The following is a 25,779-nucleotide window of genomic DNA, read 5'->3' on the forward strand; positions in this document are numbered from 1 at the left end:
ATGAAGGAACTTGCTTTTTTTGTTTCTTTAATTAGTTGATCGATGTTCACTAGTGTTCTTCCCTTCCAGCAGGAATCTGCTGTTTCTTTATTTTACCTCAAAATTGATTGAAAATCATTAGGTTGAAGTAAAAAATTTATAAAAATTAGAATTTTCTCATAAATCAGCAAGTCTTAATAATTTTGCTGATAAGTTATTTTACCTAATCCAGTATCTCATTTCAAATGATGGTAAATAAACTCTAATTTAGCTTAATTTTTTAAAGCCTTTGTAGATAGGGTAAAAATATTAATAGGCCAATTACAACCGATAGGACGGCATAAACTAACACCGCTCCTGCTGCCAAATCCTTCGCTTGTTTTGCTAATGGATGATACTCTTTTGTAACTAGATCGACAACTCGTTCGATTGCGGTATTGGCTAATTCTAATGCAAACATTCCCGCAATAGCAAAAAGGACGAATATCCATTCAGTCTTTGTAATGGAAAAATAATAAGAGACGAGTAACACAAGAATGGAGCAAAAGAAATGGAACCGCATATTTTTCTCAGACTTCAGGGCCACTAAAATCCCGGCAATTGCATTTGAAAATGTACCCAACCATGACTGCTGTGGTCGTTTATCGTTTGAGTCCATACTCGTCTAATATTTCCTTTTGCAATGTGAACATTTCTTTTTCCTCTTCATCGGTCATATGATCATAACCAAGAAGATGAAGGAAACCATGTACAGCTAGAAAACCAAGCTCACGTATAAAAGAATGTCCATATTCTTCTGCTTGCTCGATTGCTTTTGGTATAGAGATAATAATATCCCCCAAGACACGAGGCATATCAACCCCTACCAGCTCTACCTCACCTTCCCCAAGCTCTTCCATTGCAAACGAAATAACATCCGTAGGCTTGTCTTTATCACGGTATTCCCTGTTGATCTCCTGTATTCTATCATTTGAAACAAATGTTACTGAAACTTCGCTATGCTCTTCAACATCCTGTTTTCTAGCCGCAAAGGTAAGGATCCTTTCGATTTCAAGCATTTGTTCTTCTGTCAGTTTTTCCGTTTCGTCGATACAATCTATTAGTAATGTCATGCTTGCTTCACCTTCTTTATCATTTCTGGATATTCAATTCTGGAGTGAAAAATCCCCTTTAAGGTCTCACATAAAGCTTCAGATACGGTTTCAATTTCTCTCATTGTGATATCACATTCATTTAATTGTCCATCTTGGAGACGATCAGCAACGATTTTTTTAACCAGTGATTCTATTAATTCAGGCGTAGGCTGGGATAATGAGCGGACTGCCGCCTCGACACTATCTGCAATACCAACCACAGCAGACTCTTTTGTTTTTGCCTTTGGACCAGGATAGCGATAATCCTCTTCCTTTACTTCAGGTTCACCTTGGGTTGCCTTATGATAAAAGAATTTTAGCAAGGTTGTCCCGTGATGCTGTTCAGCGATATCGATAATTTCTTTTGGCATATGGTACTTCTTTAATATATTAGAGCCATCTGTTACATGGGCAATAATAATGTTTGCACTTTTATCTGGCGGCAGACGATCATGAGGATTTTCTAGATGCATCTGATTCTCGATATAAAAATTCGGACGTCGTGTTTTTCCAATATCATGGTAATAGCTGCCCACTCTTGCTAAAAGTCCATTTGCACCGATTGCTTCACATGCAGATTCCGCTAGATTAGCAACCATCACACTATGATGATATGTACCTGGTGCTTCCATTAATATTTTTCTTAATAGTGGATGATTTGGATTGGATAGTTCAATCAGCCTCATCGTCGACAGAATTCCAAAACTCGCCTCAAAAAAAGGCAGTAATCCAATCGTTAACACAGCAGAACCTATACCTGAAACAAGAGCAGTGGTTAAATAATATCCATACTCCATACCAGAAAATTGTCCATTTGGAAGAAACATTAACGCTAAAATAGACAAAATATTTACCATTGCCGCAAACGAACCAGCCTGCAAGATTTTTGAACGCTGGTTTTGGTTACTAAGAAACAAAATTCCTGCTAAGGCACTGAATAGGATGTAAATCCCCTCTGAAAAATTTAGTGTCCCTGTAATTCCCTCGTTAAATAAAATACTTCCGCATACCGCCATAATAATCGACATAAGAATGGCAAGCTTTTCATCAATCAAGATCTTAATTAACATTCCCCCTAAAGCTGCAGGGAAAAGATAGCCAATTCCGGCAAAATTAAAAATTTGCAGCATGCTGATTATTTTCATTATAAAGATTGAAAGTATGAAAACAATCCCATACAACAACAAGTCTGTCTGTCTCTTTTCTGGAATTGATTTTATTTGGTAAAAATAAAAATAGATTGAAGACAGAATAATGGTTATCAATACCATTAATCCAATAAAAGGCTTAAAGGATCTCTCATTATCAAGAAGGCCGACTAATTTTAACTGCCTATAAATATCCTGGTTGATTAATTCTCCTTCTTCAACAATAATTTGCCCCTGAAGAATTTTGGCTGGCTCCACACTTTCTACCGCTTGCTGTCGCAGCTCTTCTGTTGCATTGGGATCATAAAATTCATTTTGAATAACAGCATACCTGCCGAGTTCAATGACACCATTTCTTAAATTATCATTTAAAGTTGTATATTTTAATTCTTCCTCCACTCTTTTTTTGGCATTCTCTACTTCATCAGCAGAAATCCGTTGGGCCATAACATTGTTAATCGCAGTAACAGTTAAATCCTTCGCGATCGATAATTCATCATTACTAGCTTGGACTAAGGCCGTAAAAACCTGGTCTGAAAGTCCCTTTGCTACATTCGATGTTAATTTTGCCTTTAACCTGATCACTTTTTCAGAATCACTAGGTTCCGTTTTTGCTGGTTTTTCTTCTGGGGCCAGTTCTTCAAACTTCTTGATTTCTGCATTTATTTCATCATTCACTTCTGTAACCGCTTGAAAAATGGAGCTAATTAAATCGACCCGATTTTGCGTATACTCTTTTTTTAAGGCATACACATCCTGTACTTGGTCAAGAGCATCCCTACGCTTATTTTCAGTACTTTTCTTATCCTCCACTGTTCCAGGGGAACGGATGGTTTTTTCTGCTACTGAAAACAAGCTTAAATCCAACTTTTCAGGTTTTACATTACTATACATCGCTGCAAATAATACGGTACCTAACATGATAAAAAAGAGAACTAGAAAAAAAGTGATATCTAGCAGTTTGCGTATCCGTATGAAGTATTGCTGTAGTTTACCCAACTAAATCCCTCCAACCACGGCCCATGAAAATGATTTTATATTAAAAAAATCATTTCTCAAAAATTGTCATATTTTCACTGTTCCTGCTTTATGTAAAATGATAACAGTTTTTCGAAGAAGTTTCATCTTCTTTAGAAGATGATTAGTTTGAAGTTCACTTTTCCATACAAAAAAGAGGTAAACCACAAATAGTTTACCCCTCTTGATTCGCTTTGTTCTCGTATGCCTCAATAATTCTGCCAACAAGCGGATGACGAACCACGTCAGTTGTTTCTAAAAAGACAAAGGAAATGCCCTTTACATTTTTTAAAATTCCTTCGGCTCCAATTAATCCTGATTTTGCACCTTTTGGCAAATCGATCTGTGTTTGATCACCCGTAATGACCATTTTTGACCCAAAGCCAAGTCTTGTCAAAAACATTTTCATTTGTGCATGGGTTGTGTTTTGGGCCTCATCAAGTATAACAAAAGCATCATCTAATGTTCGACCTCTCATATAGGCGAGCGGAGCAATTTCAATGGTTCCTCGTTCAATTAACCTTTGCGTATGTTCAGCCCCAAGCACATCATGGAGAGCATCATATAGTGGTCGCAGATATGGGTCTACCTTTTCTTTTAAATCACCTGGAAGAAACCCAAGACTCTCGCCCGCCTCAACAGCAGGCCTTGTTAAAAGTATTTTATTCACTTGCCCATTTTTGAGTGCTCCCACGGCCATGACAACAGCAAGATATGTTTTCCCTGTTCCGGCAGGGCCAATCCCAAATACAAGATCTGTTTTTTTAATTGCTGTTACATATTCTCTTTGTCCAAGCGTCTTGATCCGAATCGTTTTACCTTTAACATTCTTGCCAATTTCTTCTTCATATAAATTCACAAAATATTCAAGTGTCCCAGCGTTCGCCATTTGGACCGCGTATAGGACGTCTCTTTGACTAATATTAATTCCCTTTCGAATCACAATCATTAATTTATTTAGTATTTGTCCGGCCAGATTTACCTTTTCCTCATCACCGGATAAACTGACAGCTTCCCCCCGAGTAATGATTGTAACATCAAGCTCTTGTTCAATAATTTTTAAATTGGTATCAGAATTCCCTAGCAAACTAATTGCTTCTGCAGGATTTTCAAGTTGTACATTTATGGAAGTTAACTTTTCTGTCATTCACTAGTCTCCTTGGAAATCGGTTGTCCGACTGCAATATTTTCTATTACCTTAAAATGAATATCCAGTATAACTTTACCATTTTTAATTGCTTTGTGTAAAATTTTTTCATCTTTTATCATAGCATCTTCATCTAACCGACCTTTTATTTGTTTTTTTGCCAGCTCAATTGCAATTTGTTGGGCCTCTGTATTTGAATAGGTACGCTGAATTTCTTCCCGCTCGCGAAGGGTTTTGTTGAGATAAGAAATTGGCAATTCCCACTTTAAGAAATGAATTTTATGAACATTCATTTCGGTTTCATATTTCAAGAATTCAGGCTTACCAAAGCCCCAAACAGGAAGTTCGAAATCCCCCAGTAAAATAAAATGTTTTTCCTTTTCTTTGCCATTATATACTTTAAAGTTGGTTACTAACGGGAGCTCCACATGACTTTTATACCACGTTTCACCCCAAACCTCACCTTTGGCCGCAACCAATTCCGAAGTACCTTCTTGTCCAAATTCACCTGAAACGAGTAATTGCCCCGGCTCCACATGATCATTAATTTCTACCATTTTTTGGCCATTTTCAATATACATATTTACGATTATCGCTTTCTTTTTTGCGATAAGGTTCCTCGGTGATAAATGCTCTGGCTTTTTTGGCTCATTTTTCTCGACAACTTGAAGGTGGAAGGTTGTCCCTTTTAATTCCACTCCAACCCATGTTAGATCCCCAACATTATTAGTCAGTTTCCTTTGAATACCTTCCACATTATCTACAAATAATTGCAACTTTCCAATCTTAACACCCATCTTGTCCAATTCTTTACGAATCTGATACTCTGTCGCTGGTTTTGCCCCTTTTATTTCAATCCCCCAAATAACATTGGATAAAACCATTAAGATAAGCAAGAAAATTCCTGCCCCCGCTAAAAAGCCACTATTTTTAAGCACTCGCTTAATTAAAAAAGGCACTCCGCTCCTTCGCAGGAAGGAAATGGAGCATTCACTTTTCCTTGCATAATGTCTGATGTTCTTGGCATCTCTAAGTCTCATCTTAAAAGTAATAGTCTCTGTTCCATGACGTTTGACATGCCAAATATGAAGTCCATTCCTGGTAAGTACATTTAAAAAGCGTTCAATACCCTTTCCTGATACTTTAACAGTAACCCTGCCATATAAAAATTCGACCCACTGGTTATTCATTTTGTTCCTCCCGGATTATCATTTATATAAATGACCTGTTCAATTTTCCCTTCAAGCAGAATTTCTTCAGGTAAAATCGTTTTAATAACAAAGGATTTACCTTTTATTAATAACTGCCCTTGCTTTAATAGCAAACGGAGTTCTTTATCAGTAAACACAAGCAAGCCACGATGGTTCTCAATATATACATGAATTTGCCCAACCATCGTAATGCGGGGTAAATCCATCATGACATCTTGAGGAAGATCCATTTTTTCAGCCATCCAGTTACGGACCCGTTGGCCCCATTTTTTCGCCATAAAAAAAGAACCCCCTTTCATCTCATATTTATGAAATGAAAGGAGGTTCTAGCACACCTTTTTCTATTTAGCTATGTTGATTTACAACTAACCTTTTCTTGGGAAAAAGGGCTTTTTGGAACGCGGCTCACCAAGAATTTCTGACCAAACCATACCATTAATGAGCGTTTTTTCATCTGGATAAAGAGAAATGATGCTTCCTTCCCCTTGCCCGGATTTAACTTCTATCTTCTCGACCTTTGGCTGGGCTATTGACATTCCAATTCGTTTAACCTCAGACTCTTGTTTCAACTGCTGGTATTTATTTTCGAGCTTTTCGAGATTTTCCAGTGGAATTTCCGATTGTATATTCTTTGATTTTAAAGTGCTGGTTGTTGGAATTTCATCATAATTGAGTTGCTTTTTAACTAGTGTCCGAATTTCTTCAAAAGTATCCCTTGAAAAAGTCCTATTGCGAGATTGACCTGTCTTACCTTTTGCCTTACGGAAAATGACAGAGACAATACCCATGACAATCAAAAATATTAAGGTTTCCAAAAATCACCACCCCTTTATTATCCCAAAGCGGGCTTTATTGTCCGTCTTTTTTGTCTCCCGTTATCTTACCAATTGAACCTCTCATTTCAGTATCTGCTGAAATATTTTTAAAGTTCATATAATCCATTACACCAATATTTCCTGATTTGAGCGCTTGAGCCATTGCAAGAGGAACCTCCGCCTCCGCTTCCACGACCTTTGCCCTCATTTCCTGGACCTTAGCTTTCATTTCTTGTTCTAACGCCACAGCCATTGCCCTGCGCTCTTCAGCTTTCGCTTGGGCAATTTTCTTATCCGCTTCAGCTTGTTCGGTTTGTAGTTCAGCTCCAATGTTTTTACCGATATCCACATCAGCAATATCAATCGATAGGATTTCAAAAGCTGTTCCGGCATCTAGTCCCTTCGAAAGAACCGTTTGCGAGATTAAATCTGGATTCTCGAGCACCTTGCTATGACTATCCGATGAACCGATCGTGGAAACAACCCCTTCACCGACACGAGCAACCACGGTTTCTTCCCCAGCACCACCGACAAGACGCTCAATGTTAGCTCGAACGGTAATTCTCGCTTTGGCCTTTACTTCGATACCATTCATAGCGACCCCGGCAATAAATGGAGTTTCAATTACTTTCGGATTAACACTCATTTGTACCGCTTCTAAAACATCACGCCCAGCTAGGTCAATGGCAGCGCAGCGTTCAAACGATAATTCAATATTTGCCCGATGTGCAGCAATTAGAGCATTGACTACTCTGTCAACATTCCCGCCGGCAAGATAATGACTTTCCAGTTGATTGGTGGTAACGTTTAAACCAGCTTTATGGGCTTTTATGAGTGGATTAACCACTCTGCTTGGCGTTACCCTTCTAAGCCTCATCCCAACTAACGTAAAGATACTAATACGGACTCCTGCCGCAAGCGCAGAGATCCAGAGCATGACTGGTACAAAGGATAATAAGATCCCAAATAAGATTAAAGCGACAACGACAACTGCAATGATAAAAATCGTTCCACTACCTACAATCATTTTTTAACCCCCTTCTTTTATTCTAATTCTCTTACAACAATACGTGCTCCTTCAACCTTTATGACTTTAACGATAGCATTCTGCTCGATAAAGCCTCCTTCGGTTACCGCATCAATTCTTTCGTTGTTAATAATAACGGTTCCTGCTGGGCGTAAAATGGTCAAGGCAATCCCTTCCATTCCCAACAGATCGGTACGATTAATATTAGAAACATATCCATCTTCTTTTCTAGCTGAATCAAAAAGAACCATTTTATTAAATAAAACAAGCTTTTTATCAAAAATTTTAATCATCATAAAGAAAACTAGGACAGATAAGAAAATCGCAATTAAGATGGAAACCCCGATTTGGATGGTGTCCGCTCCTGCTAAAAAAAGACTTAAAATTAAAGCGGCAACACCAAGTGTGCCAGAAATAGCTCCAGGTAAAAAGAACTCCAAGAAAATCAGCAGTAATCCTGCCACAAATAATAGTAAAGTACCATAGCCTGCAAGTCCTGCTTGAAAATGCCCATAAAAGAATAAAATGAGCGCAAACACACCAATAAATCCTGCCACACCAAACTTTGATGAAAAAAGCTCTAATACAATACCGATTCCCGCAATCGATAATAGAACGGTTACAACAATCGGGTCAGTAAGAAATTCAATCATTCGAAGGCCCCCTTTCTTTCTTTAGCTTCGACAATTAATAATACGTATGAAAATCAATTAAGTTTCATTATTAAAAATGATGCTTTGTTAAACTTGGCTGTTAATTTCCGCTCCAGGAGCGTGCGGTTCGCGGGCGGTCCGGGGACCCTCCTCGGCGCAAAGCGCCTGTGGTGTCTCCCCTGCCCCGTCCTCCCGCAGGAGTCTTCGCGCCTTCTGCTCCAATCAACATGTGCCAAAATCAACAATGAGCTTTAACATAGCCAAAAATAAAAGACCGCAGGCCAATAGCCTACAGTCTTCATGTCAGAATACTATGAAAGGTGTTGTTGTACAAGTTTATTTACAAGTGCCCCATCTGCTTTACCCTTTACTTTAGGCATAATCGCAGACATCACTTTTCCCATTTCTGCTTTTGATTTTGCGCCGACTTCAGAAATTGTTTCTTTAACAATTTCCACCAGTTCCTCTTCAGAAAGCTGTTTTGGCATATACAATTCAACGATAGCCAACTCTGTACGCAACTTATCAACTAGGTCATCACGACCAGCTTTACCAAATTCATGGAGGGAGTCTTTGCGTTGTTTTACTTCGCGAGAAAGGACTGTTAACTCTACATCTTCTGCAAGCTCTTTTGTGCCGAGCTTGATAGCTTCATTTTGCAATGAAGCTTTCACCATCCGAATTACTGAGAGTTTGTCTTTTTCCTTGTTTCTCATCGCTTGTTTCATATCATTATTCAAACGCTCGAGAAGACTCATGTATTGCACCCTCTCTTAAAACTTACGTTTTCTAGCTGCTTCAGACTTTTTCTTGCGTTTTACACTTGGCTTTTCATAGAATTCGCGCTTTCTTGCCTCTTGCAAAGTACCAGTTTTTGATACTGTACGTTTGAAGCGACGAAGAGCATCTTCAAGCGATTCGTTTTTACGAACGACGGTTTTAGACATTCTCTTTCCCTCCCTCCGAAACACAACACACTAACATTCAATCCATGTACCTTGCAATTATAATATAACCTTGATACAAGGTCAACTGAAATTCACAGTGATAGTACATGCTTTTTATTTTTTATTCAATTAAATATAGACTTGTCTTAATTTCCCTTAAAAAGTGGCATGTCCCTCCTTCTCCCACCATACAATGAAGCGAGGGGGGCCATACAATGTTATACATATTATTATTTGTTCTTTGCATTTTATTATTTGTCTTTGGAATGACTATTATTAGATTTGCGCTGTTTAATTTATCAGCAAATAAATTAAAGGGCTGGCTGATTAAACTGACTAGTACTCCCTTAAAAGGGATGCTAACAGGGACATTTATTACGGCACTATTACAAAGCAGTACTGCCGTAATGGTGATTACAATTGGATTAATTTCAGCAAGGATCATGACGTTCCCTCAGTCGATTGGGATTATTCTAGGAACAAATATTGGAACTACCTTTAAAACAGAATTAATTACGTTTAATATAGATAAAGTCCTTGTTCCACTCGCTATTTGTGGAGCACTTCTTATATTATTTAGAAATAAAAAAGCGAGAAGTATCGGGATGCTACTATTTGGAATATCCTCTGTTTTTGCAGCAATGAAAGGCTTCGAAATGCTGGCTGTCCCGTTAACATCGATGAATATGATCAATAATTTTATCCTTTCCATTAATGATCAGATTCTTTTAAGCCTGTTAACCGGCACCATAATGACAGCTATTATTCAATCGAGTACGGCAATGACTGGAATTGCAATGAGCTTCCTAACAGCTGGGCTCTTGCAGCTTGATGCAGGTATTGCCATTGTACTCGGGGCGAATATTGGGACATGTATTACCGCCCTTATTGCTTCGATTGGCGGGGGAAAGGAATCGAGATTAGCTGCATTTGCGCACGTTTGGCTTAATGTATTTGGGGTACTGCTTTTTATCCCGCTCATCCCAACTCTTACTGACAATGCCCCACTTCTTGCAGATACAAAAAATGTCCAATTAGCCCATATAAGTGTCATCTTTAATGTTGCCACTTCTTTATTGGTCTTACCATTTGCAACGAAGTTTGGGAAAATGATTTTATTTTTACATGATAAAACACCTAAAAATCCAAGTACATGAAAATAAGACGGCTTTTTAGCCGTCTTATACTGGATTTACTGGATATTATTGGAATTTATATCATCCTAATAATCTGAAGTAGCAGTTTGTCCCTTTACAATGGCGATACTCGAACTGGCCCCAATCCTTGTCGCTCCGGCCTCAATCATTTTTTGGACATCTTCCGTATTTCTAACTCCACCTGAGGCTTTAACACCCAAATCTGGACCGACAGTTTTCCTCATTAAGGCGATATCTTCCGCTGTCGCTCCTCCAGTTGAAAATCCTGTGGAAGTTTTCACAAAATCTGCTCCTGCTTTAACGGAAAGTTCACAGGCGCGAATCTTTTCTTCTTTTGTTAACAAACTTGTTTCTATAATAACTTTTGTATGTGCTTTGCCCTTTGCAGCCTCAACCACCGCCCGAATATCTTTTTCCACCAACTCATCGTTATGATCCTTTAATGCTCCTATATTTATGACCATATCCACTTCTTCCGCACCATTTTCTATAGCGTTTTTTGTTTCAAACGCTTTAGTTTCAGAAGTAGCCGCTCCTAACGGAAATCCAATTACGGTACAAACCATCACACCACTGCCTTGTAGCAGTTCTTTAGCTGTGCTTACCCATGTAGGATTTACACACACCGAAGCAAATTTATATTTCTTCGCCTCTTGGCATAAAGATTCAATTTGCTGTCTCGTTGCTTCCGGCTTCAGTAGGGTGTGGTCAATCATTGCAGCAATATTTGTAGTAGCCATTATCATGCTCCCTTCGATGTCCATTCGAATTAATAAATCGCTCCACAGTAGATTAAAATGAAATTTGCAGCTGAAAATAGTTTAACCTAAATACCACAAAAAAAAAGGACCTAAATGGTCCTTATATGGCAGCTTCTTCTTCTATTAACAATTCTGTTTTTGAGACGGAATCCTCAATAACTTTCACAAATTGTCCCTGGTTGTATGGGTAGCCTGCCTTGGAAATCTTTACTTTAACAATTTTACCAATCAAATCTTCTGTCCCTGAGAAAACAACTTTCATGTAATTATCAGTATATCCGATTAGGAAACCAGAATTAGCTTCATCCTTAGATACCTCTTCAGGGATCACTTCTACCACTTCATCCTCAAATTGTGAGGCATATTCCTTTGCCAGCTGATCTGAAAGGGAAATTAAGCGGTGAACTCGTTCATTTTTTACCTCTTCATCGACTTGATCTTCCATCCGAGCTGCTGGTGTTCCTGTACGTTTAGAGTACGGGAATACGTGAAGTTCAGAAAATTTATGGTCATTAATAAAATTAAATGTTTCCATAAACTCTTCTTCTGTTTCACCTGGGAAACCTACAATTACATCGGAGGTTACTGCTAATCTCGGAAGAACTTCCTTAAGCCGATCCAATCTTTCTCCAAAGAACTCCATCGTATATTTGCGTCGCATTCTTTTTAGAACTGAATTGGAACCAGATTGCAACGGAATATGCAAATGACTGACAACAATAGTTGAATGTTTAATTACTTCAATCACTTCATCCGTAATCTGACTCGCTTCAATGGATGAAATACGTAATCGTTTTAGCCCTATAACTGCCTCCAAGTCACGAAGTAATTGTGCCAGATTGTAATCCTTTATGTCTTCTCCATAACCGCCAGTGTGAATACCTGTCAGAACAATCTCTTGGTAACCAGCATCAACTAGTTGTTGGGCTTGACGGATAACTTCCTTGGGATCACGAGATCTCATTAAGCCGCGTGCCCAAGGAATAATACAGAAGGTACAGAAATTGTTACAACCTTCTTGGATTTTTAAAGAGGCACGTGTCCGGTCGGTAAAGGACGGGACATCAAGTTCTTCATAGATACGACTTTTCATGATATTGCCTACACCATTAATCGGCTGGCGCTCAAGCTTATATTGCTCAATATATTCCAGCATTTTATTACGGTCCTGTGTTCCGACCACAACATCCACACCAGGAATAGCCATAATTTCTGCAGGTGATGTTTGCGCATAACAACCTGTTACACAAATTACCGCATCCGGGTTTTTCCTGACTGCGCGACGAATGACCTGTCGGCTTTTTTTGTCGCCGGTATTTGTGACGGTACATGTATTAATAATATAAACGTCCGAAATTGATTCAAAATCAACTCGTTCATAGCCTTCTTGTTTAAATAATTGCCAAATAGCTTCAGTTTCATAGTGATTAACTTTGCATCCTAATGTATGAAACGCAACTGTTGCCATTATTTTCACCTCATTAATTCAAAATGATAAGAAATAGCCGCTAATGCATATAATGGAGCGGTTTCCGTTCGTAGTATTCTTGGGCCTAACCCACAAACTGCAAAATCGTTATTCTTTAATTGCTGTACTTCTGCATCAGATAAGCCGCCTTCTGGTCCAAAAACCAAAAGAAGAGAATCACCTTTGCTCATTTTATTGAGGCTAGACGCAAAAACGGATGTTTCGCCATTTCTACTCTCTTCTTCAAAAGCAACCAATTTATATTCAAATTCTTTGCTTTTTGAAAGCAATTCTTTAAAGCTAATCGCACTACTAACTTCCGGTAAAAAGGCACGGTGGGATTGCTCAGCAGCTTCTTTTGCTATTTTTTGCCATCTATCTATTTTTTTCGCTGCTTTTTTTTCGTCCCATTTTACAACTGAACGAGCCGCTGAGAATGGGAGAAACTGATGTGCACCCAGTTCTGTTCCTTTTTGAATGATCCATTCCAGCTTGTCCCCCTTGGGTAGTCCGCTAGCAATCGTAATTGAAATCGGAAGCTCTGAGACCTCATCCTTCCATTGTACAACGTCTGCAACAACACTTGTATCGGTAATTTCTGCAAGGGCACATACAGCTTGCTTCCCCGCTGGGTCAACACAAATAATCTGATCACCGACTTGCATGCGCATAACCTTGACGATATGATGGCGGTCCTCTTCATCAATCAAAAAACGCTCACCATTTGCTCGTTGTTTAACAAAGTATCGTTGCACACTTCCTGCACCCTCTCTAAACATTTACAATTTATTTTACTAAAGAAAATCTTGATTTAAAAGTATAGCACGAAAAAAAGGGGTAAGTATCACCCCTTTTTTCAACCATTATAACCTTTTGGCAATGATTGCAACCCAATCTTCCATCAAAATCGTTTCGATAATTTCAAAACCAGCCGCTACTAATGAATCTTTAACCTGATCTTTTTTCTGATTGATAATTCCCGAGGTAATAAAAGATCCGCCAGGTTTGACAACCTTGGCAGCATCCTCAGTAAATCGGAGAATTACTTCAGCTAGTATATTAGCAACCACTACATCAGCAGAATTTTCTTCCACGCCATCGAGCAGATTATTTTGTGCTGTTGTTGCACGATCACTCACTTTATTGAGTTTAATGTTCACTCTCGCAGTTGTTACCGCTACCTCATCAAGGTCAAAGGCACGGACATCTTCGGCACCAAGCATTGCTGCTGCAATACTTAATACGCCCGAACCTGTTCCCACATCAATAACCCGGTCACCAGGACGAACCGTTCTTTCAAGTGCTTGAATACACAAGACAGTTGTCGGATGTGTACCTGTTCCAAATGCCATTCCTGGATCTAATTCAATAATTAATTCATCACTGCTGACCGGGGTATAAATCTCCCAAGTCGGAACAATTGTAAACTTTTCAGAAATTTTCACAGGATGATAATATTTTTTCCATGCTGTTGCCCATTCTTCTTCATTTACTTCACTTATGGTTACTTTATTTTTACCGATATCGATATTGTGAATAATTAAATTATTAATTGATTCTTTAATCGCATCCACCGTTTCGCCTAAAAAGCTGTTAACCGGAAGATATGCCTTTAATATTACGCCTTCATCTGGATAATCATCGGGATTGAGTTGATAGATTTCACCAAATTGATCTTCTCTTTCTTTCGTCAGTTCAAATGGATCTTCAATGACTACACCGCTCGCCCCAGCTTCATGCAAAATATGAGAAATAGGTTCAATCGCCTCATTTGTTGTGTGAATACTGATTTCGGACCATTTCACATCTACCAACTCCAATCCTTACTCGCTTTTAAAGGCTCGTTTTACTTTTGAGAAAAAACTTTCTTCGTGTTCACCAATGGGAGAAGAGCCACTAAGCTCTGCAAATTCTTTTAAAAGTTGCTTTTGTTTATCTGATAGTTTTGTTGGAGTAATGATTCGAACTAGAATATATTGATCTCCAACACCGTATCCGCGGACGTTAGGAACACCTTTTCCTTTTAATCGGAATTTTTTCCCTGTTTGCGTCCCAGCAGGAATTTTCAACTTTACTTTCCCGTGCAATGTAGGTACTTCAATCTCATCACCCAAGGATGCTTGAACAAAAGTGATCGGCATTTCACAATATATATCATCGCCATCTCTTTCAAAAAACTCATGCTGGCTCACATGGAAAACAACATAAAGATCTCCAGCTGGCCCACCGTTAATTCCTGCTTCTCCTTGACCTGACATGCGAAGCTGCTGTCCATCATCAATACCTGCAGGGATTTTAACATGAATTTTCTTGCGCTTTTGTACTTTTCCTTTACCACCGCATGTTGAGCACTTATGTTTAATTTCTTTCCCGGTACCATTACAGTGATTACATGTACGACGATTTACAATTCTGCCGAAAGGGGTGTTTTGCTCCACATTTAACTGCCCGGTTCCATGACAGTGCTGGCAAGTTTCTGGTTTGGTTCCAGGCTTTGCCCCAGATCCACTGCATGTACCACAGGTTTCTTCACGTGGAATTTCAATATCTGTTTCTTTTCCAAAGGCCGCTTCTTCAAAAGTTACGGTCATCGTATACTGAAGGTCAGCACCTTGTCTTGGTGCGTTCGGATCACGTCTTCTTCCGCCTCCACCGCCGCCAAAAAAGGTATTAAAGATATCTTCAAACCCGCCAAAGCCTCCGCCGAAATCTCCACCGCCGCCAAAGCTTTGGTTCGGATCCGTATGACCAAATTGATCATAATGTGCCTTTTTCTGATCATCGCTTAATATTTCATAAGCTTCAGTTATTTCCTTGAATTTATCCGCCGCATCTGCTTCTTTATTAATATCTGGATGATATTTTTTTGAAAGCTTTCGATAGGCCTTTTTTATTTCATCCTTTGAAGCACTTTTACTAATCCCAAGTACTTCATAGTAATCCCGTTTACTCATGATTACCCACTCCCGAATCTGTCACATAAAGATTATTCTATCATTTATACCAATAGTATTGCAATAAAAAAGCCAAAGCCCATAGTTCTGACTTTGACTTTTTTCTAAGCTGTATAAAACTCTTATTTGTCCTCTTTTACTTCTTCAAATTCTGCATCGACAACATCATCTTTACCGGCAGTATTTCCAGCCTCAGGGCCACCCTGTTGTGCTTGTTGCGCAGCTGCTGCTTGCTCATAAAGCTTAACTGTCAAAGCTTGAACGATTTCTTGTAATGCATCCTTTTTCGCACGGATTTCAGTAAGATCGTTTTTCTCAATCGCTTCTTTTAATGCATCCTTCGCTTCATTTGCTTTCGCAACTTCACCTGCATCTACCTTACCTTCAAGATCTTTTAAGGTTTTTTCTGTTGTAAAGACAAGTTGGTCTGCTTCATTACGAAGTTCCACTTCTTCTTTGCGAAGCTTATCTGCATCTGCGTTTTCTTCTGCTTCACGGACCATTTTTTGGATTTCTTCGTCTGATAGTCCTGTTGAAGACTTGATGGTAATTTGTTGTTCTTTATTTGTACCAAGATCTTTCGCACGAACATTTACAATACCATTCTTATCAATATCAAAGTTTACTTCAATTTGTGGAATCCCACGTGGTGCTGGTGGAATATCTGATAATTGGAATCGTCCTAGAGTCTTGTTATTGGCCGCCATTGGACGTTCCCCTTGTAGAACATGGATGTCAACAGCTGTTTGGTTATCAGCAGCAGTTGAGAAAACCTGCGATTTAGATGTAGGGATTGTTGTATTACGATCAATTAACTTCGTAAAAACGCCGCCCATTGTTTCAATACCAAGAGATAGTGGTGTAACGTCAAGCAATACAACGTCTTTTACATCACCAGTAATTACACCGCCTTGAATAGCAGCACCCATTGCTACAACTTCATCTGGGTTAACACCACGATGAGGTTCTTGTCCAGTTGCTTGTTTAATTGCTTCTTGAACAGCCGGAATACGTGTTGAACCACCAACCAGGATCACTTTATCAATTTCTGAAGGAGTTAATCCAGCATCGCTTAATGCTTGACGCGTTGGACCCATTGTCCGCTCTACAAGATGCGCAGATAATTCGTCAAATTTTGCTCTAGTCATCGTTACTTCTAGGTGAAGCGGACCAGCTGGACCAGCAGTAATAAATGGTAGTGAAATTTGAGTAGAAGTCACACCAGATAGATCTTTTTTTGCTTTTTCAGCTGCATCTTTTAGGCGCTGTAACGCCATTTTATCTTGAGCTAGGTCAATCCCATTTTCTTTCTTGAATTGATCAACGAGGTAATCAATAACGACTTGGTCAAAGTCGTCCCCTCCAAGTCGATTATCACCGGCAGTTGACTTAACTTGGAATACACCGTCGCCTAATTCAAGGATTGAAACGTCAAATGTTCCACCGCCAAGGTCATAAACAAGGATTGTTTGATCTTGATCCGTTTTGTCTAATCCATAGGCAAGAGCTGCTGCAGTTGGCTCGTTGATAATACGCTCTACTTCAAGACCAGCAATTTTCCCAGCATCCTTTGTTGCCTGGCGTTCAGCATCATTAAAGTACGCAGGAACTGTAATGACGGCCTTTGTAACTGGTTCGCCTAGATAATCTTCTGCATAAGATTTTAAATATTGAAGAATAATGGCAGACAGTTCTTGTGGTGTGTACTCCTTGCCTTCAATCTCCACTTTATAATTTGTGCCCATATGGCGTTTAATCGACATAATTGTATTTGGGTTTGTAATTGCTTGGCGCTTTGCTACTTCCCCAACTTGGCGTTCCCCATTTTTAAAAGCAATAACTGAAGGAGCCGTGCGATTGCCTTCTGGATTTGGAATAACCTTAGGTTCGCCACCTTCAAGGACAGCAACACAAGAGTTGGTTGTACCAAGGTCAATACCGATAATTTTACTCATTTCCTTTTCCTCCTAAAAAAAATATGTAGTTTTATTGATTTACTTTCACCATTGCTGGGCGAATGACACGATCCTTTAACAAATAACCTTTTTGAAATTCATCCGTCACAATGTTAGAGCCATAGTTCTCGTCCTCACCCTGCATTACAGCTTGATGCTGATGCGGATCAAACTCTTTACCTACCGATTCAATAGGTTCAACACCTTCAATTTTCAAGGCATCCAGCAAACTACGGTAAACCATGTCCATCCCTTGCAGAAGTGTCTTTGTTTGTTCATTATCTGCTTCAACTTTCATTGCTCTTTCAAAGTTGTCTATTGCAGGCAGTAAATCTGTAATTAATTTTTGTGCTCTATATTTTTGGCTCGCTTCTAGATCTAATCTAGTACGCCTCCGGAAATTATCAAAATCTGCTTGTAGTCGTAGATATCGATTATCTGCTTCATCTAATTTTGCCTTCAGCAATTGAATTTCTTGTTCCTTTTCATCAACTGGAAGGACATCAACTTTTTCTGTAGTGCCATCCTCTTCAAAAACAGTCTCAACCGTTTTTTCATCGGTAAGTTCAACATTATCAGTATTTTCAATCTCAACTTCTTCATTTATCGTGTTATTATTCTCATTTGTCAACTTACTCACCTCCCTTAAAGCATTTGCACTCATTTATTTTATAATTCATATTCACAAGAAAGGGGATGAAATAAACGGTTTTTCACCCTTACTCAATATTTCCAGTGCTATTTATTTTGATACAACTTTGTTAAAACAGCCGTTAAATCCTTACTAAAAAATTGTAATAAGCTAATGACTCGAGAATATTCCATTCTTGTAGGACCAAGGATGGCAATCGTTCCTAAATTTTCAGCCCCTGCTGAATAGGTAGCTGTGATTAAGCTGCAATTATCCATGACACTATTATTATTTTCTCTGCCAATTTTGACGTGAATACCCGCTGAATCATTTCTGATTAAGTTATAGATCCACTCTTCTTGGTCAATCATGGTTAGCAGGCTGCGGAGTTTTGCTACATCATGAAACTCCGGCTGGCTTAACATATTTGTTTTTCCACCAAAGAAAAGTTTTTCATTACTAGGCATTTTTAATGAATCAGCGATCGTATACAGCATTAGATCATAATTATGGATATGCTGCCTTAAGAGCATGGCAACTTCCTTATAAATTTTATCATTTAAGTCTTCAAGAGGAACTCCCGCTAAACGATCATTCAAGATATTTACTGTTTTTTCTAAATCACTTGCATCCACGGAGGGCGGTAAAGAAAAGGTCCTGTTTTCAACATGTCCCGTATCTGTTACAAAAATAGCCACCGCGGTTTCTTTATTTAATGGGATGATTTGAATTCTTTTCAACTTATTAATACTTACTGCAGGACCAAGGACAATCGATGTGTAATTGGTTAGTTCCGATAATATTTTTGCTGACCTCTGAATAATTTTTTCGAACTCGAAAATTTTCTCAGCAAAAATCGACTGAATAATTGATACATCATGCTGATTTAACACCTGTGGAGACAGGAGATGATCAACATAATACCGATAACCTTTTTCCGATGGGACACGCCCTGAAGAGGTATGTGTCTTTTCAATATATCCCAACTCTTCAAGGTCGGACATTTCATTGCGAATAGTTGCCGAACTAAAAGAGATTTCCTCTTTTTTCGACAAGCTTCTTGAGCCGACTGGTTGGGCAGATCGAATAAAGTCATCAACAATAACCTGAAGAATTAACAATTGACGATCTGTTAACAACATTCATCACCTCTGTTAGCACTCCTAGTTACCGAGTGCTAATTATACTAATAAATTATCAAAAAAGGGGGGATCGTGTCAATCAAAAAGAAACATAGACGAGCCGAAGTATGACTGTTAATAAAATCCAATGCGTTATCTTAAAAATGCCTGAAAAACTTCATTTCCTAACAACCGGCCCTTTTTTGTTAAAAATATATGATCTTTCCCCACTTCTAACCACTGTTTAGCAGTTAATTCCGCAATCTCTTTTTCGAATAACTGAAGTGGATCAACAGAAAACTTTTCAATAAAGTGACGGACCGATACCCCGGCTGTTTTGCGTAAACCTAAGAACATTTCTTCTTCCATTTGTTCTACTTTTGTGGTCTGATGTTCCTCAATAACAGGGAGTATACCATTATTAATTTGGTCCATATATCTTTTTAACGGACCTGTATTTGAACGTCTTATCCCATTTAAATAACTATGTGCCCCCGCTCCAAACCCATAATAGGATTCGTTGTTCCAATAGGCTAAGTTATGCCTGCTTTCAAAACCAGGTTTGGAGAAATTACTAATTTCATATTGGTTAAAGCCATGCTTTTCCATTTCTTCCATTAGTAATTCATACATGGCTGCTTCCACATCCTCACCAGGAGTTGGCAGCTTTCCTTTTTTCAGTAAGTTATAAAAGACCGTTTTCGGTTCAATGATTAAGGAATAGGCTGAGTAATGTGAGATATCAAGGGAAAAAGCTTCTGTTAACGACTCTTTAAAATCAATTATCGTTTGTGACGGTAAACTGAAGATCAGATCGATGCTGATATTGTCAAAGCCTAAAGATTTTGCGTTATCAATGGTTTGATAAACATCTTTCGCTTTATGAACGCGACCGATTTTTTTTAGTAATTCCTCATTAAAGGTTTGCACACCAAGACTAAGGCGATTTACACCTGCATCTTTTAATATTTGTAATTTTTCCTTTGTTAAATCACCTGGGTTCGCTTCAAAGGTAAATTCCAACTGCTTGCTCTTGGATAAATTCTTGTTAATACTCTCGCAAAAACGATCCAGTTGCTGCTCATTTAACGATGTCGGCGTACCTCCACCGACAAATATCGTTTGCAGATCACTTGTGGGAAAATGGTTAACCGTCATTTTCATTTCTTGATCAAGAGCATTTAAATAGTCATCTACCGGCTGTCCCTTTAGAAATACTTTATTAAAATCACAATAATGGCAAATATGTTCGCAAAAGGGGATATGGAGATAAGCAGATTTAATCATTTCTTTCACTTCCTCTGTACTTGTAACAAAAAGAGGCTAGAATTCGCCCGAAAAAATGGCTTGTCCTAACCTCCCGCTAGTTTATTTTTTTGTGTTGTTATCATCCATTTTTAAGACTGCCATGAATGCTTCTTGTGGTACTTCAACGGATCCAACCTGTTTCATCCGCTTCTTACCTTCTTTTTGCTTCTCTAACAATTTACGTTTACGAGAGATATCTCCACCATAACATTTTGCTAATACGTTTTTACGCATGGCTTTAATTGTGGAACGAGCAACAATTTTTTGACCAACTGCAGCTTGAATAGGAACCTCAAACTGTTGTCTTGGAATAAGTTCTTTCAGCTTTTCGACAATGATTTTTCCGCGTTCATACGCAAAATCTTTATGGACAATAAAGCTGAGTGCATCGACTTTTTCAGCATTTAACAATATGTCCATTTTAACCAGACTCGAAGGCTTATAACCAATTAATTCGTAATCAAAGGATGCATATCCTCTTGTGCTTGATTTTAATTGATCAAAGAAATCGTAAACAATTTCCGCTAATGGCATCTCATAGATGATACTCACCCTATTTTCAGCCAGATATTCCATTGTAACAAAAATCCCGCGTTTAAGTTGGCACAGTTCCATAATAGTTCCTACATAATCATTCGGAGCCATCATTGTTGCTTTTACATACGGCTCTTCCACACGGTCTATTTTTTGCGGATCTGGTAAATCCGATGGATTATCCACCTTTATTTCAGAACCATCTGTCATGTGAACGTGATAGATAACACTTGGTGCAGTCGTAATTAAGTCGATTTTGAATTCACGCTCAATCCGTTCTTGAATGATTTCCATATGAAGAAGTCCTAAAAATCCACAACGGAAACCGAATCCAAGTGCTTGCGATGTTTCAGGTTCAAATTGAAGTGATGAATCATTTAACTGCAGCTTTTCAAGCGCTTCACGCAGGTCATTAAATTTCGCTGTATCAATTGGATATAACCCGCAATAAACCATTGGGTTGAGTTTGCGGTAACCAGGAAGGGCTTCTGTTGCCCCATTTTTCGCATTTGTAATCGTATCACCGACGCGAGTGTCACCGACATTTTTAATCGATGCAGATAAAAAGCCAACATCTCCGACGGTTAACTCATCAAGCAACGTCGCTTTTGGTGTAAATACACCTACCTCATTCACTTCAAATTCTTTCCCAGTAGCCATCATTCTTACTTTGTCGCCAACTTTAACAGTTCCTTCGACAACACGGATGTAGGCAACAACACCACGATAGGCATCATAGAGGGAATCGAAAATCAGCGCTTTTAATGGTGCTTCCGGATCTCCTGTTGGTGCAGGAACTTTTTGCACAACCTGTTCAAGGATTTCTTCGATCCCGATACCTGCTTTAGCTGAAGCTAATACAGCTTCTGAAGCATCTAAGCCGATGACTTCCTCAATTTCACCGCGGACCCGTTCGGGGTCAGCACTAGGTAAGTCGATTTTATTGATGACTGGTAATATTTCAAGGTCGTTATCAAGGGCAAGGTAAACGTTCGCTAGTGTCTGTGCTTCAATTCCTTGTGCAGCGTCAACGACTAAAACAGCCCCTTCACAGGCTGCAAGGCTCCTTGATACCTCATACGTAAAATCGACATGTCCCGGTGTATCAATTAAATGGAAAATATATTCTTCTCCATCTTTTGCTTTGTATTTTAACTGGACGGCATTTAACTTAATGGTAATCCCGCGTTCTCTTTCAAGGTCCATTGAATCTAAAAGCTGGTCTTTCATTTCCCGAGAGGTTAAGGCATTGGTTTTTTCCAAAATTCGGTCAGCCAATGTTGATTTCCCATGATCGATATGGGCAATAATCGAGAAATTTCTAATTTTTGATTGTCGTTTAAGTCTTTCATCATTGTTCACGGTATTTCACTCCTACTATACTCGCACATATACACTATTTTGAATTATAACAATAGGATTAAGAAGATTCAATGGAAACTCTAATAAGATTATTTCCTGAAATAAAATAGCGGCACCCAAAAGGTGCCACTTACACGTTTTAATCAGCTATGAGATCAACTATTTTTTCGGAGGCACCTGATATCCCTTCAGACATCTTCTTTCCCATCGAAGAGAAAAAATTATAAGCACTTATTTCTTCGAGTTTCTTCTTCTTTGCCTCAAGATCATGGCTTGAGATATCATTCCCCAGAAAGGTAGCTCTTAGGTCACTGTCCGTTTCATTTAAACTGACAGCATTTTGAAAATTGGGATCATCATAGCCTTTCATTTTATGAATACCATCATTAGCTAATTGCATTCCTACTAAAACAGAGATTAACATGAGAGCGCTTAAGCATAAGCTTTTTAACATGAACATCTTCATAAAAAATGCTCCCTTACATCTATTGTTTATTGGTTGATTGCTCAACATCCTGGTTAACTTTTTCAGCCTGCCAGTAAAATTCACTAAATACATCGGCAAGCGCGTCAGCCGACCGATTTAATTCTTCAAACGTATTATCCACTCCGCCAAATTCAATCAAAAGTGCATTTTCAGACAGGTTTTGATTGTAGATACTGTTAGAGCCAGCAGCGTTTTTAATCATAACTCCCCTGCTTAAACCTTTATACTTCTTTTGTAGGAGATCGTGTAGCTCCTTTGCTAGTTTTGCATTCTTTTCATAATTTGGGTTTTTACCACCGATAATAAATGCAAGTCTGGCATATGATTTACCATTTATACTTACGGTTGTTTGTGGTTTTCGTTGTGAATCCCGATGAATATCAATAATATAATTTATATCTCGGTTTGATGCCATTGCTGCTTGAACAACCGGACGGGATTCTTGGTACGATTTAGCATAACTTAAATGTTTTTTATTTAAGTTCCCCTGAATATCAGTTTTATCAATAAAAGTACCGATTCCTCGATCTTCTAAGCTCGTTTTTAGTTGATCGCCGATTTTGGTTACGTTAATCTTTGAATGATATGCAGTATCAGGATCGTTGACTCCTTTTAGATATGGGATATACGATTCCCGATTATGTGTAAAGTAAACATACATAACCTTACGCTTGCCTGTTGTTTTACTAGGATCAGCAGGCGGCTTTTCACCTGCAGGCGTTTCGATACTATCTAAATTCTGCAGTGATGCCTCCCGCTCGGCTTTCATAATCTCAATCGGTGGGGCGGATTCTATTGGCATATTGGTATAGTTAGTTCCCTCGCCAGCAACAACAATTTTCCCATCAAATTGAAAGAATCCAGGAAGCTCTCTGCCAAGCAGGCTTCGGGGATCATTTAAATTAATATTACTTGATAGCTTAAATACTAAGTTGGTTAATTTAGGAGTTGCCGTCCAGTCTTGTCCAACTGATAAAAAATGATGGTTTTCCCAGCCCATTAATTGATAAAGCAATTCTCCATTCACATTTGTTGCAGCCTGATTTACTGAAGATGACATAGGCCGATATTGTGGTTTTAACGAGGTTAATAATCCACTAATTGAGAAAATCATTATCATAAATATTAACAGTAATCCAGCGGCTTTAAGTAAACTTGATCCTTGTACCATAACAAACGTTCCTGAATTTCTAGCTTTCATGGTTCCACCTCGCAAATCGGATTCTAGTAAATATTATGAAGATACTAGAATCGATAGAACCACTAGTTATATTTTCGAGGCACTTCCTGTAAAACATAGATTTCGAAAGTACCTCTAAAAATTCTGCTATTTTGTATAATACCCAGCATTCTCTTGGTCCACTGCACTATGAAGCGAGGAATTCAATCCGTTCGCAATCAAATTTGCCATATCTTCAATAAAAACGTCTACTTCCTTTGGAGTGACCATTAAATTATGTCCGATAGGAGATAACACCTCATAAATTAATTTTCTTTTTTCATCATCCTCTAGTGTACCAATCATCCCAAGAAACGTCTTACGGTGCTGTTCCTCAGGTAAATCCTCTTCGGTCAATTTTCGCTTTTCTCCGAAACTCATTCCTGCTGGTGCAAGTGCCCTGGAAGGCCGATTTCCTTCACGAAGTTCTTTCCCAAAATGCTTGAGAATAAAATCAATCGTATCACTTGTAATGGAGACGGCATCGACAACGGTCGGAACTCCAATCGCAATGACAGGAATACCCAAAGTTTCCTTACTCAGTTCTTTTCTTTTATTACCGACACCGGAACCAGGATGAATGCCTGTATCAGAGATTTGGATTGTCGAATTAACTCTTTCAATCGATCGTGATGCTAGTGCATCAATGGCAATCACAAAATCAGGTTTTGTTTTTTCAACAACTCCAAATATGATATCACTTGTCTCAATCCCGGTTAAACCCATAACACCAGGTGATAATGCACTTACGGATCGATAGCCTTCTTCGACATTTTCCGGCTGAAGCTGAAAAAGGTGACGCGTAACCAACAAGTTTTCACATACCATGGGTCCAAGTGCGTCTGGGGTTACATTCCAATTTCCGAGCCCAACAACAAGACACGAATCCGTCTTTTTAATCCCAGTTCCCTCCAAAAAGTAAGCAAACTCTCTAGCGAAAATTTCTTCCACCTTTTGCTGTACCTCTGTATTTTGCTGGCGAATCCCTTGTACTTCTACCGTTAAATATCTACCAGCCTTTTTGCCCAGCTGTTGTTCACCCTGTTTGGTCACTTCAACTAATGAAATCTTTATGTCATCAACATCTTTTTCCTTAATAATCACGCCTTCAATTTGTGAAAGATCTTTCTCTTGCCCGACAGTTCCTTTCTGCTGTGTAAGGACCATTTCCCTTGCTTCAATTGCCAAATCCGTTCGAACGGAGTACTGACTTAAGTCAATCGACTCACCCATTATTATTCACTCCCATCAAAATTTTCCTAAAATCTAGAAACTATTCCCTATTTTTGCCCTTTCCGGCATAAATCATGCAAATGATATTCTTCTTCGTAGAAACAAGTATTGCATTATAGGCTTCCATTTGATAAAATATTTCATGTTCTGAATTATTTTTTATGAATGTTAAGTCGAGTTCATATAGTGTCTCGATTCTTTGTAGGAGGTGAAAGTAATGCCTAATATTAAATCTGCTATTAAGCGTGTAAAAACAAGCGAAGCTCGTAATGCTCAAAATACAACTGCGAAATCTGCAATGCGTACTGCTGTTAAGAAAGTAGAAGCTGCTATTTCTACTAACGACGGTGCTGCTGCTAAAGAAGTATTTGCAACTGCTGCTAGTAAATTAGACAAGGCTGCTGCAAAAGGTCTTATCCACAAAAATGCTGCTGCTCGTAAAAAATCCCGTCTAATGAAAAAAACTAACGCTCTATAATTGAGCGTAAAAAAACGATTCCCTTTAACAGGAA

The 25,779-nt window shown here is 38.7% G+C and carries 26 protein-coding genes; 2 read left to right on the forward strand and 24 right to left on the reverse strand.

Annotated elements, in window-relative coordinates; genetic code table 11:
- Positions 1-259: 259 nt before the first annotated feature.
- The 11 genes from CCK98_RS24735 to rpsU form a co-directional block, all read right to left on the reverse strand.
- A complete protein-coding gene (locus CCK98_RS24735) occupies positions 260-637 on the reverse strand; it encodes a diacylglycerol kinase family protein (protein WP_088089018.1) in 378 nt (125 codons plus the stop codon).
- Positions 621-1,091 carry an rRNA maturation RNase YbeY gene (gene ybeY / locus CCK98_RS24740; RefSeq protein WP_088089019.1) on the reverse strand — a complete coding sequence of 157 codons (471 nt, stop codon included), beginning with the start codon at positions 1,089-1,091 and terminating at the stop codon, positions 621-623. Before ybeY ends, CCK98_RS24735 begins: the two co-directional genes overlap by 17 nt.
- The gene (locus tag CCK98_RS24745) at positions 1,088-3,259 is read right to left on the reverse strand and encodes an HD family phosphohydrolase (RefSeq protein WP_088089020.1); all 2,172 of its coding nucleotides are present in this window, start codon (positions 3,257-3,259) and stop codon (positions 1,088-1,090) included. The genes ybeY and CCK98_RS24745 overlap by 4 nt, the downstream gene beginning before the upstream one ends.
- 193 nt (positions 3,260-3,452) lie before the next feature.
- A complete protein-coding gene (locus CCK98_RS24750) occupies positions 3,453-4,424 on the reverse strand; it encodes a PhoH family protein (protein WP_088089021.1) in 972 nt (323 codons plus the stop codon).
- The gene (yqfD, locus tag CCK98_RS24755; RefSeq protein WP_088089022.1) at positions 4,421-5,614 is read right to left on the reverse strand and encodes a sporulation protein YqfD; all 1,194 of its coding nucleotides are present in this window, start codon (positions 5,612-5,614) and stop codon (positions 4,421-4,423) included. Before yqfD ends, CCK98_RS24750 begins: the two co-directional genes overlap by 4 nt.
- Positions 5,611-5,913, reverse strand: a complete 303-nt coding sequence (yqfC, locus tag CCK98_RS24760) for a sporulation protein YqfC (protein WP_088089023.1) — start codon at positions 5,911-5,913, stop codon at positions 5,611-5,613. The genes yqfD and yqfC overlap by 4 nt, the downstream gene beginning before the upstream one ends.
- Positions 5,914-6,000: 87 nt before the next feature.
- Positions 6,001-6,450 carry a hypothetical protein gene (locus CCK98_RS24765; RefSeq protein WP_088089024.1) on the reverse strand — a complete coding sequence of 150 codons (450 nt, stop codon included), beginning with the start codon at positions 6,448-6,450 and terminating at the stop codon, positions 6,001-6,003.
- A gap of 34 nt (positions 6,451-6,484) precedes the next feature.
- Positions 6,485-7,477, reverse strand: a complete 993-nt coding sequence (floA, locus tag CCK98_RS24770) for a flotillin-like protein FloA (protein WP_168245118.1) — start codon at positions 7,475-7,477, stop codon at positions 6,485-6,487.
- Positions 7,478-7,494: 17 nt separating this feature from the next.
- A complete protein-coding gene (locus CCK98_RS24775) occupies positions 7,495-8,130 on the reverse strand; it encodes an NfeD family protein (protein ID WP_088089025.1) in 636 nt (211 codons plus the stop codon).
- Positions 8,131-8,441: 311 nt separating this feature from the next.
- Entirely contained in the window at positions 8,442-8,888 is a 447-nt protein-coding gene (locus tag CCK98_RS24780) for a GatB/YqeY domain-containing protein (protein WP_088089026.1), read from the reverse strand.
- Positions 8,889-8,903: 15 nt separating this feature from the next.
- Positions 8,904-9,077, reverse strand: a complete 174-nt coding sequence (rpsU, locus tag CCK98_RS24785; protein WP_007087607.1) for a 30S ribosomal protein S21 — start codon at positions 9,075-9,077, stop codon at positions 8,904-8,906.
- A 215-nt stretch (positions 9,078-9,292) separates the two neighbouring features.
- On the opposite strand from rpsU, the gene CCK98_RS24790 reads away from it, so the two are divergent.
- On the forward strand, positions 9,293-10,234 hold the full coding sequence (locus tag CCK98_RS24790) for a Na/Pi symporter (protein WP_088089027.1): 942 nt from the start codon (positions 9,293-9,295) through the stop codon (positions 10,232-10,234).
- A 65-nt stretch (positions 10,235-10,299) separates the two neighbouring features.
- Here the strand turns inward: CCK98_RS24790 and deoC are convergent, their stop codons facing one another.
- The 13 genes from deoC to gpr form a co-directional block, all read right to left on the reverse strand.
- Complete coding sequence (gene deoC / locus CCK98_RS24795; protein ID WP_088089028.1) at positions 10,300-10,974, reverse strand: deoxyribose-phosphate aldolase; 675 nt, start codon at positions 10,972-10,974, stop codon at positions 10,300-10,302.
- Between the two features lie 121 nt (positions 10,975-11,095).
- Positions 11,096-12,463, reverse strand: a complete 1,368-nt coding sequence (gene mtaB, locus CCK98_RS24800) for a tRNA (N(6)-L-threonylcarbamoyladenosine(37)-C(2))-methylthiotransferase MtaB (RefSeq protein WP_088089029.1) — start codon at positions 12,461-12,463, stop codon at positions 11,096-11,098.
- Between the two features lie 5 nt (positions 12,464-12,468).
- Positions 12,469-13,218 (reverse strand): 16S rRNA (uracil(1498)-N(3))-methyltransferase, encoded by a 750-nt coding sequence (locus CCK98_RS24805; RefSeq protein WP_179195922.1) that lies wholly within the window; start codon positions 13,216-13,218, stop codon positions 12,469-12,471.
- A 108-nt stretch (positions 13,219-13,326) separates the two neighbouring features.
- Positions 13,327-14,268 carry a 50S ribosomal protein L11 methyltransferase gene (gene prmA / locus CCK98_RS24810; RefSeq protein WP_088089031.1) on the reverse strand — a complete coding sequence of 314 codons (942 nt, stop codon included), beginning with the start codon at positions 14,266-14,268 and terminating at the stop codon, positions 13,327-13,329.
- 18 nt (positions 14,269-14,286) lie between these two features.
- Positions 14,287-15,417: a molecular chaperone DnaJ gene (gene dnaJ, locus CCK98_RS24815; RefSeq protein ID WP_088089032.1), complete on the reverse strand. Its 1,131-nt coding sequence runs from the start codon at positions 15,415-15,417 to the stop codon at positions 14,287-14,289.
- Positions 15,418-15,539: 122 nt separating this feature from the next.
- Complete coding sequence (gene dnaK / locus CCK98_RS24820; protein WP_088089033.1) at positions 15,540-17,372, reverse strand: molecular chaperone DnaK; 1,833 nt, start codon at positions 17,370-17,372, stop codon at positions 15,540-15,542.
- A gap of 31 nt (positions 17,373-17,403) precedes the next feature.
- A complete protein-coding gene (gene grpE, locus CCK98_RS24825) occupies positions 17,404-18,003 on the reverse strand; it encodes a nucleotide exchange factor GrpE (RefSeq protein WP_256942455.1) in 600 nt (199 codons plus the stop codon).
- A 107-nt stretch (positions 18,004-18,110) separates the two neighbouring features.
- The gene (gene hrcA / locus CCK98_RS24830; RefSeq protein ID WP_088089035.1) at positions 18,111-19,142 is read right to left on the reverse strand and encodes a heat-inducible transcriptional repressor HrcA; all 1,032 of its coding nucleotides are present in this window, start codon (positions 19,140-19,142) and stop codon (positions 18,111-18,113) included.
- A gap of 135 nt (positions 19,143-19,277) precedes the next feature.
- Complete coding sequence (hemW, locus tag CCK98_RS24835) at positions 19,278-20,411, reverse strand: radical SAM family heme chaperone HemW (RefSeq protein ID WP_088089036.1); 1,134 nt, start codon at positions 20,409-20,411, stop codon at positions 19,278-19,280.
- A gap of 81 nt (positions 20,412-20,492) precedes the next feature.
- Positions 20,493-22,328, reverse strand: coding sequence for a translation elongation factor 4 (gene lepA / locus CCK98_RS24840; protein ID WP_088089037.1), 1,836 nt, complete (start codon positions 22,326-22,328; stop codon positions 20,493-20,495).
- A 139-nt stretch (positions 22,329-22,467) separates the two neighbouring features.
- A complete protein-coding gene (locus CCK98_RS24845; RefSeq protein ID WP_088089038.1) occupies positions 22,468-22,794 on the reverse strand; it encodes a DUF3679 domain-containing protein in 327 nt (108 codons plus the stop codon).
- A gap of 19 nt (positions 22,795-22,813) precedes the next feature.
- Positions 22,814-24,016, reverse strand: a complete 1,203-nt coding sequence (gene spoIIP, locus CCK98_RS24850; protein WP_088089039.1) for a stage II sporulation protein P — start codon at positions 24,014-24,016, stop codon at positions 22,814-22,816.
- 126 nt (positions 24,017-24,142) lie between these two features.
- The gene (gene gpr, locus CCK98_RS24855) at positions 24,143-25,267 is read right to left on the reverse strand and encodes a GPR endopeptidase (RefSeq protein ID WP_088089040.1); all 1,125 of its coding nucleotides are present in this window, start codon (positions 25,265-25,267) and stop codon (positions 24,143-24,145) included.
- 217 nt (positions 25,268-25,484) lie between these two features.
- Between gpr and rpsT the strand changes: the two genes are divergently transcribed.
- Complete coding sequence (gene rpsT, locus CCK98_RS24860) at positions 25,485-25,745, forward strand: 30S ribosomal protein S20 (RefSeq protein WP_088089041.1); 261 nt, start codon at positions 25,485-25,487, stop codon at positions 25,743-25,745.
- Positions 25,746-25,779: the final 34 nt, after the last annotated feature.

Origin of the sequence: Bacillus sp. OV166, assembly GCF_900177675.1 — a bacterium.
Classification (GTDB): Bacteria; Bacillota; Bacilli; order Bacillales; family Cytobacillaceae; genus Neobacillus.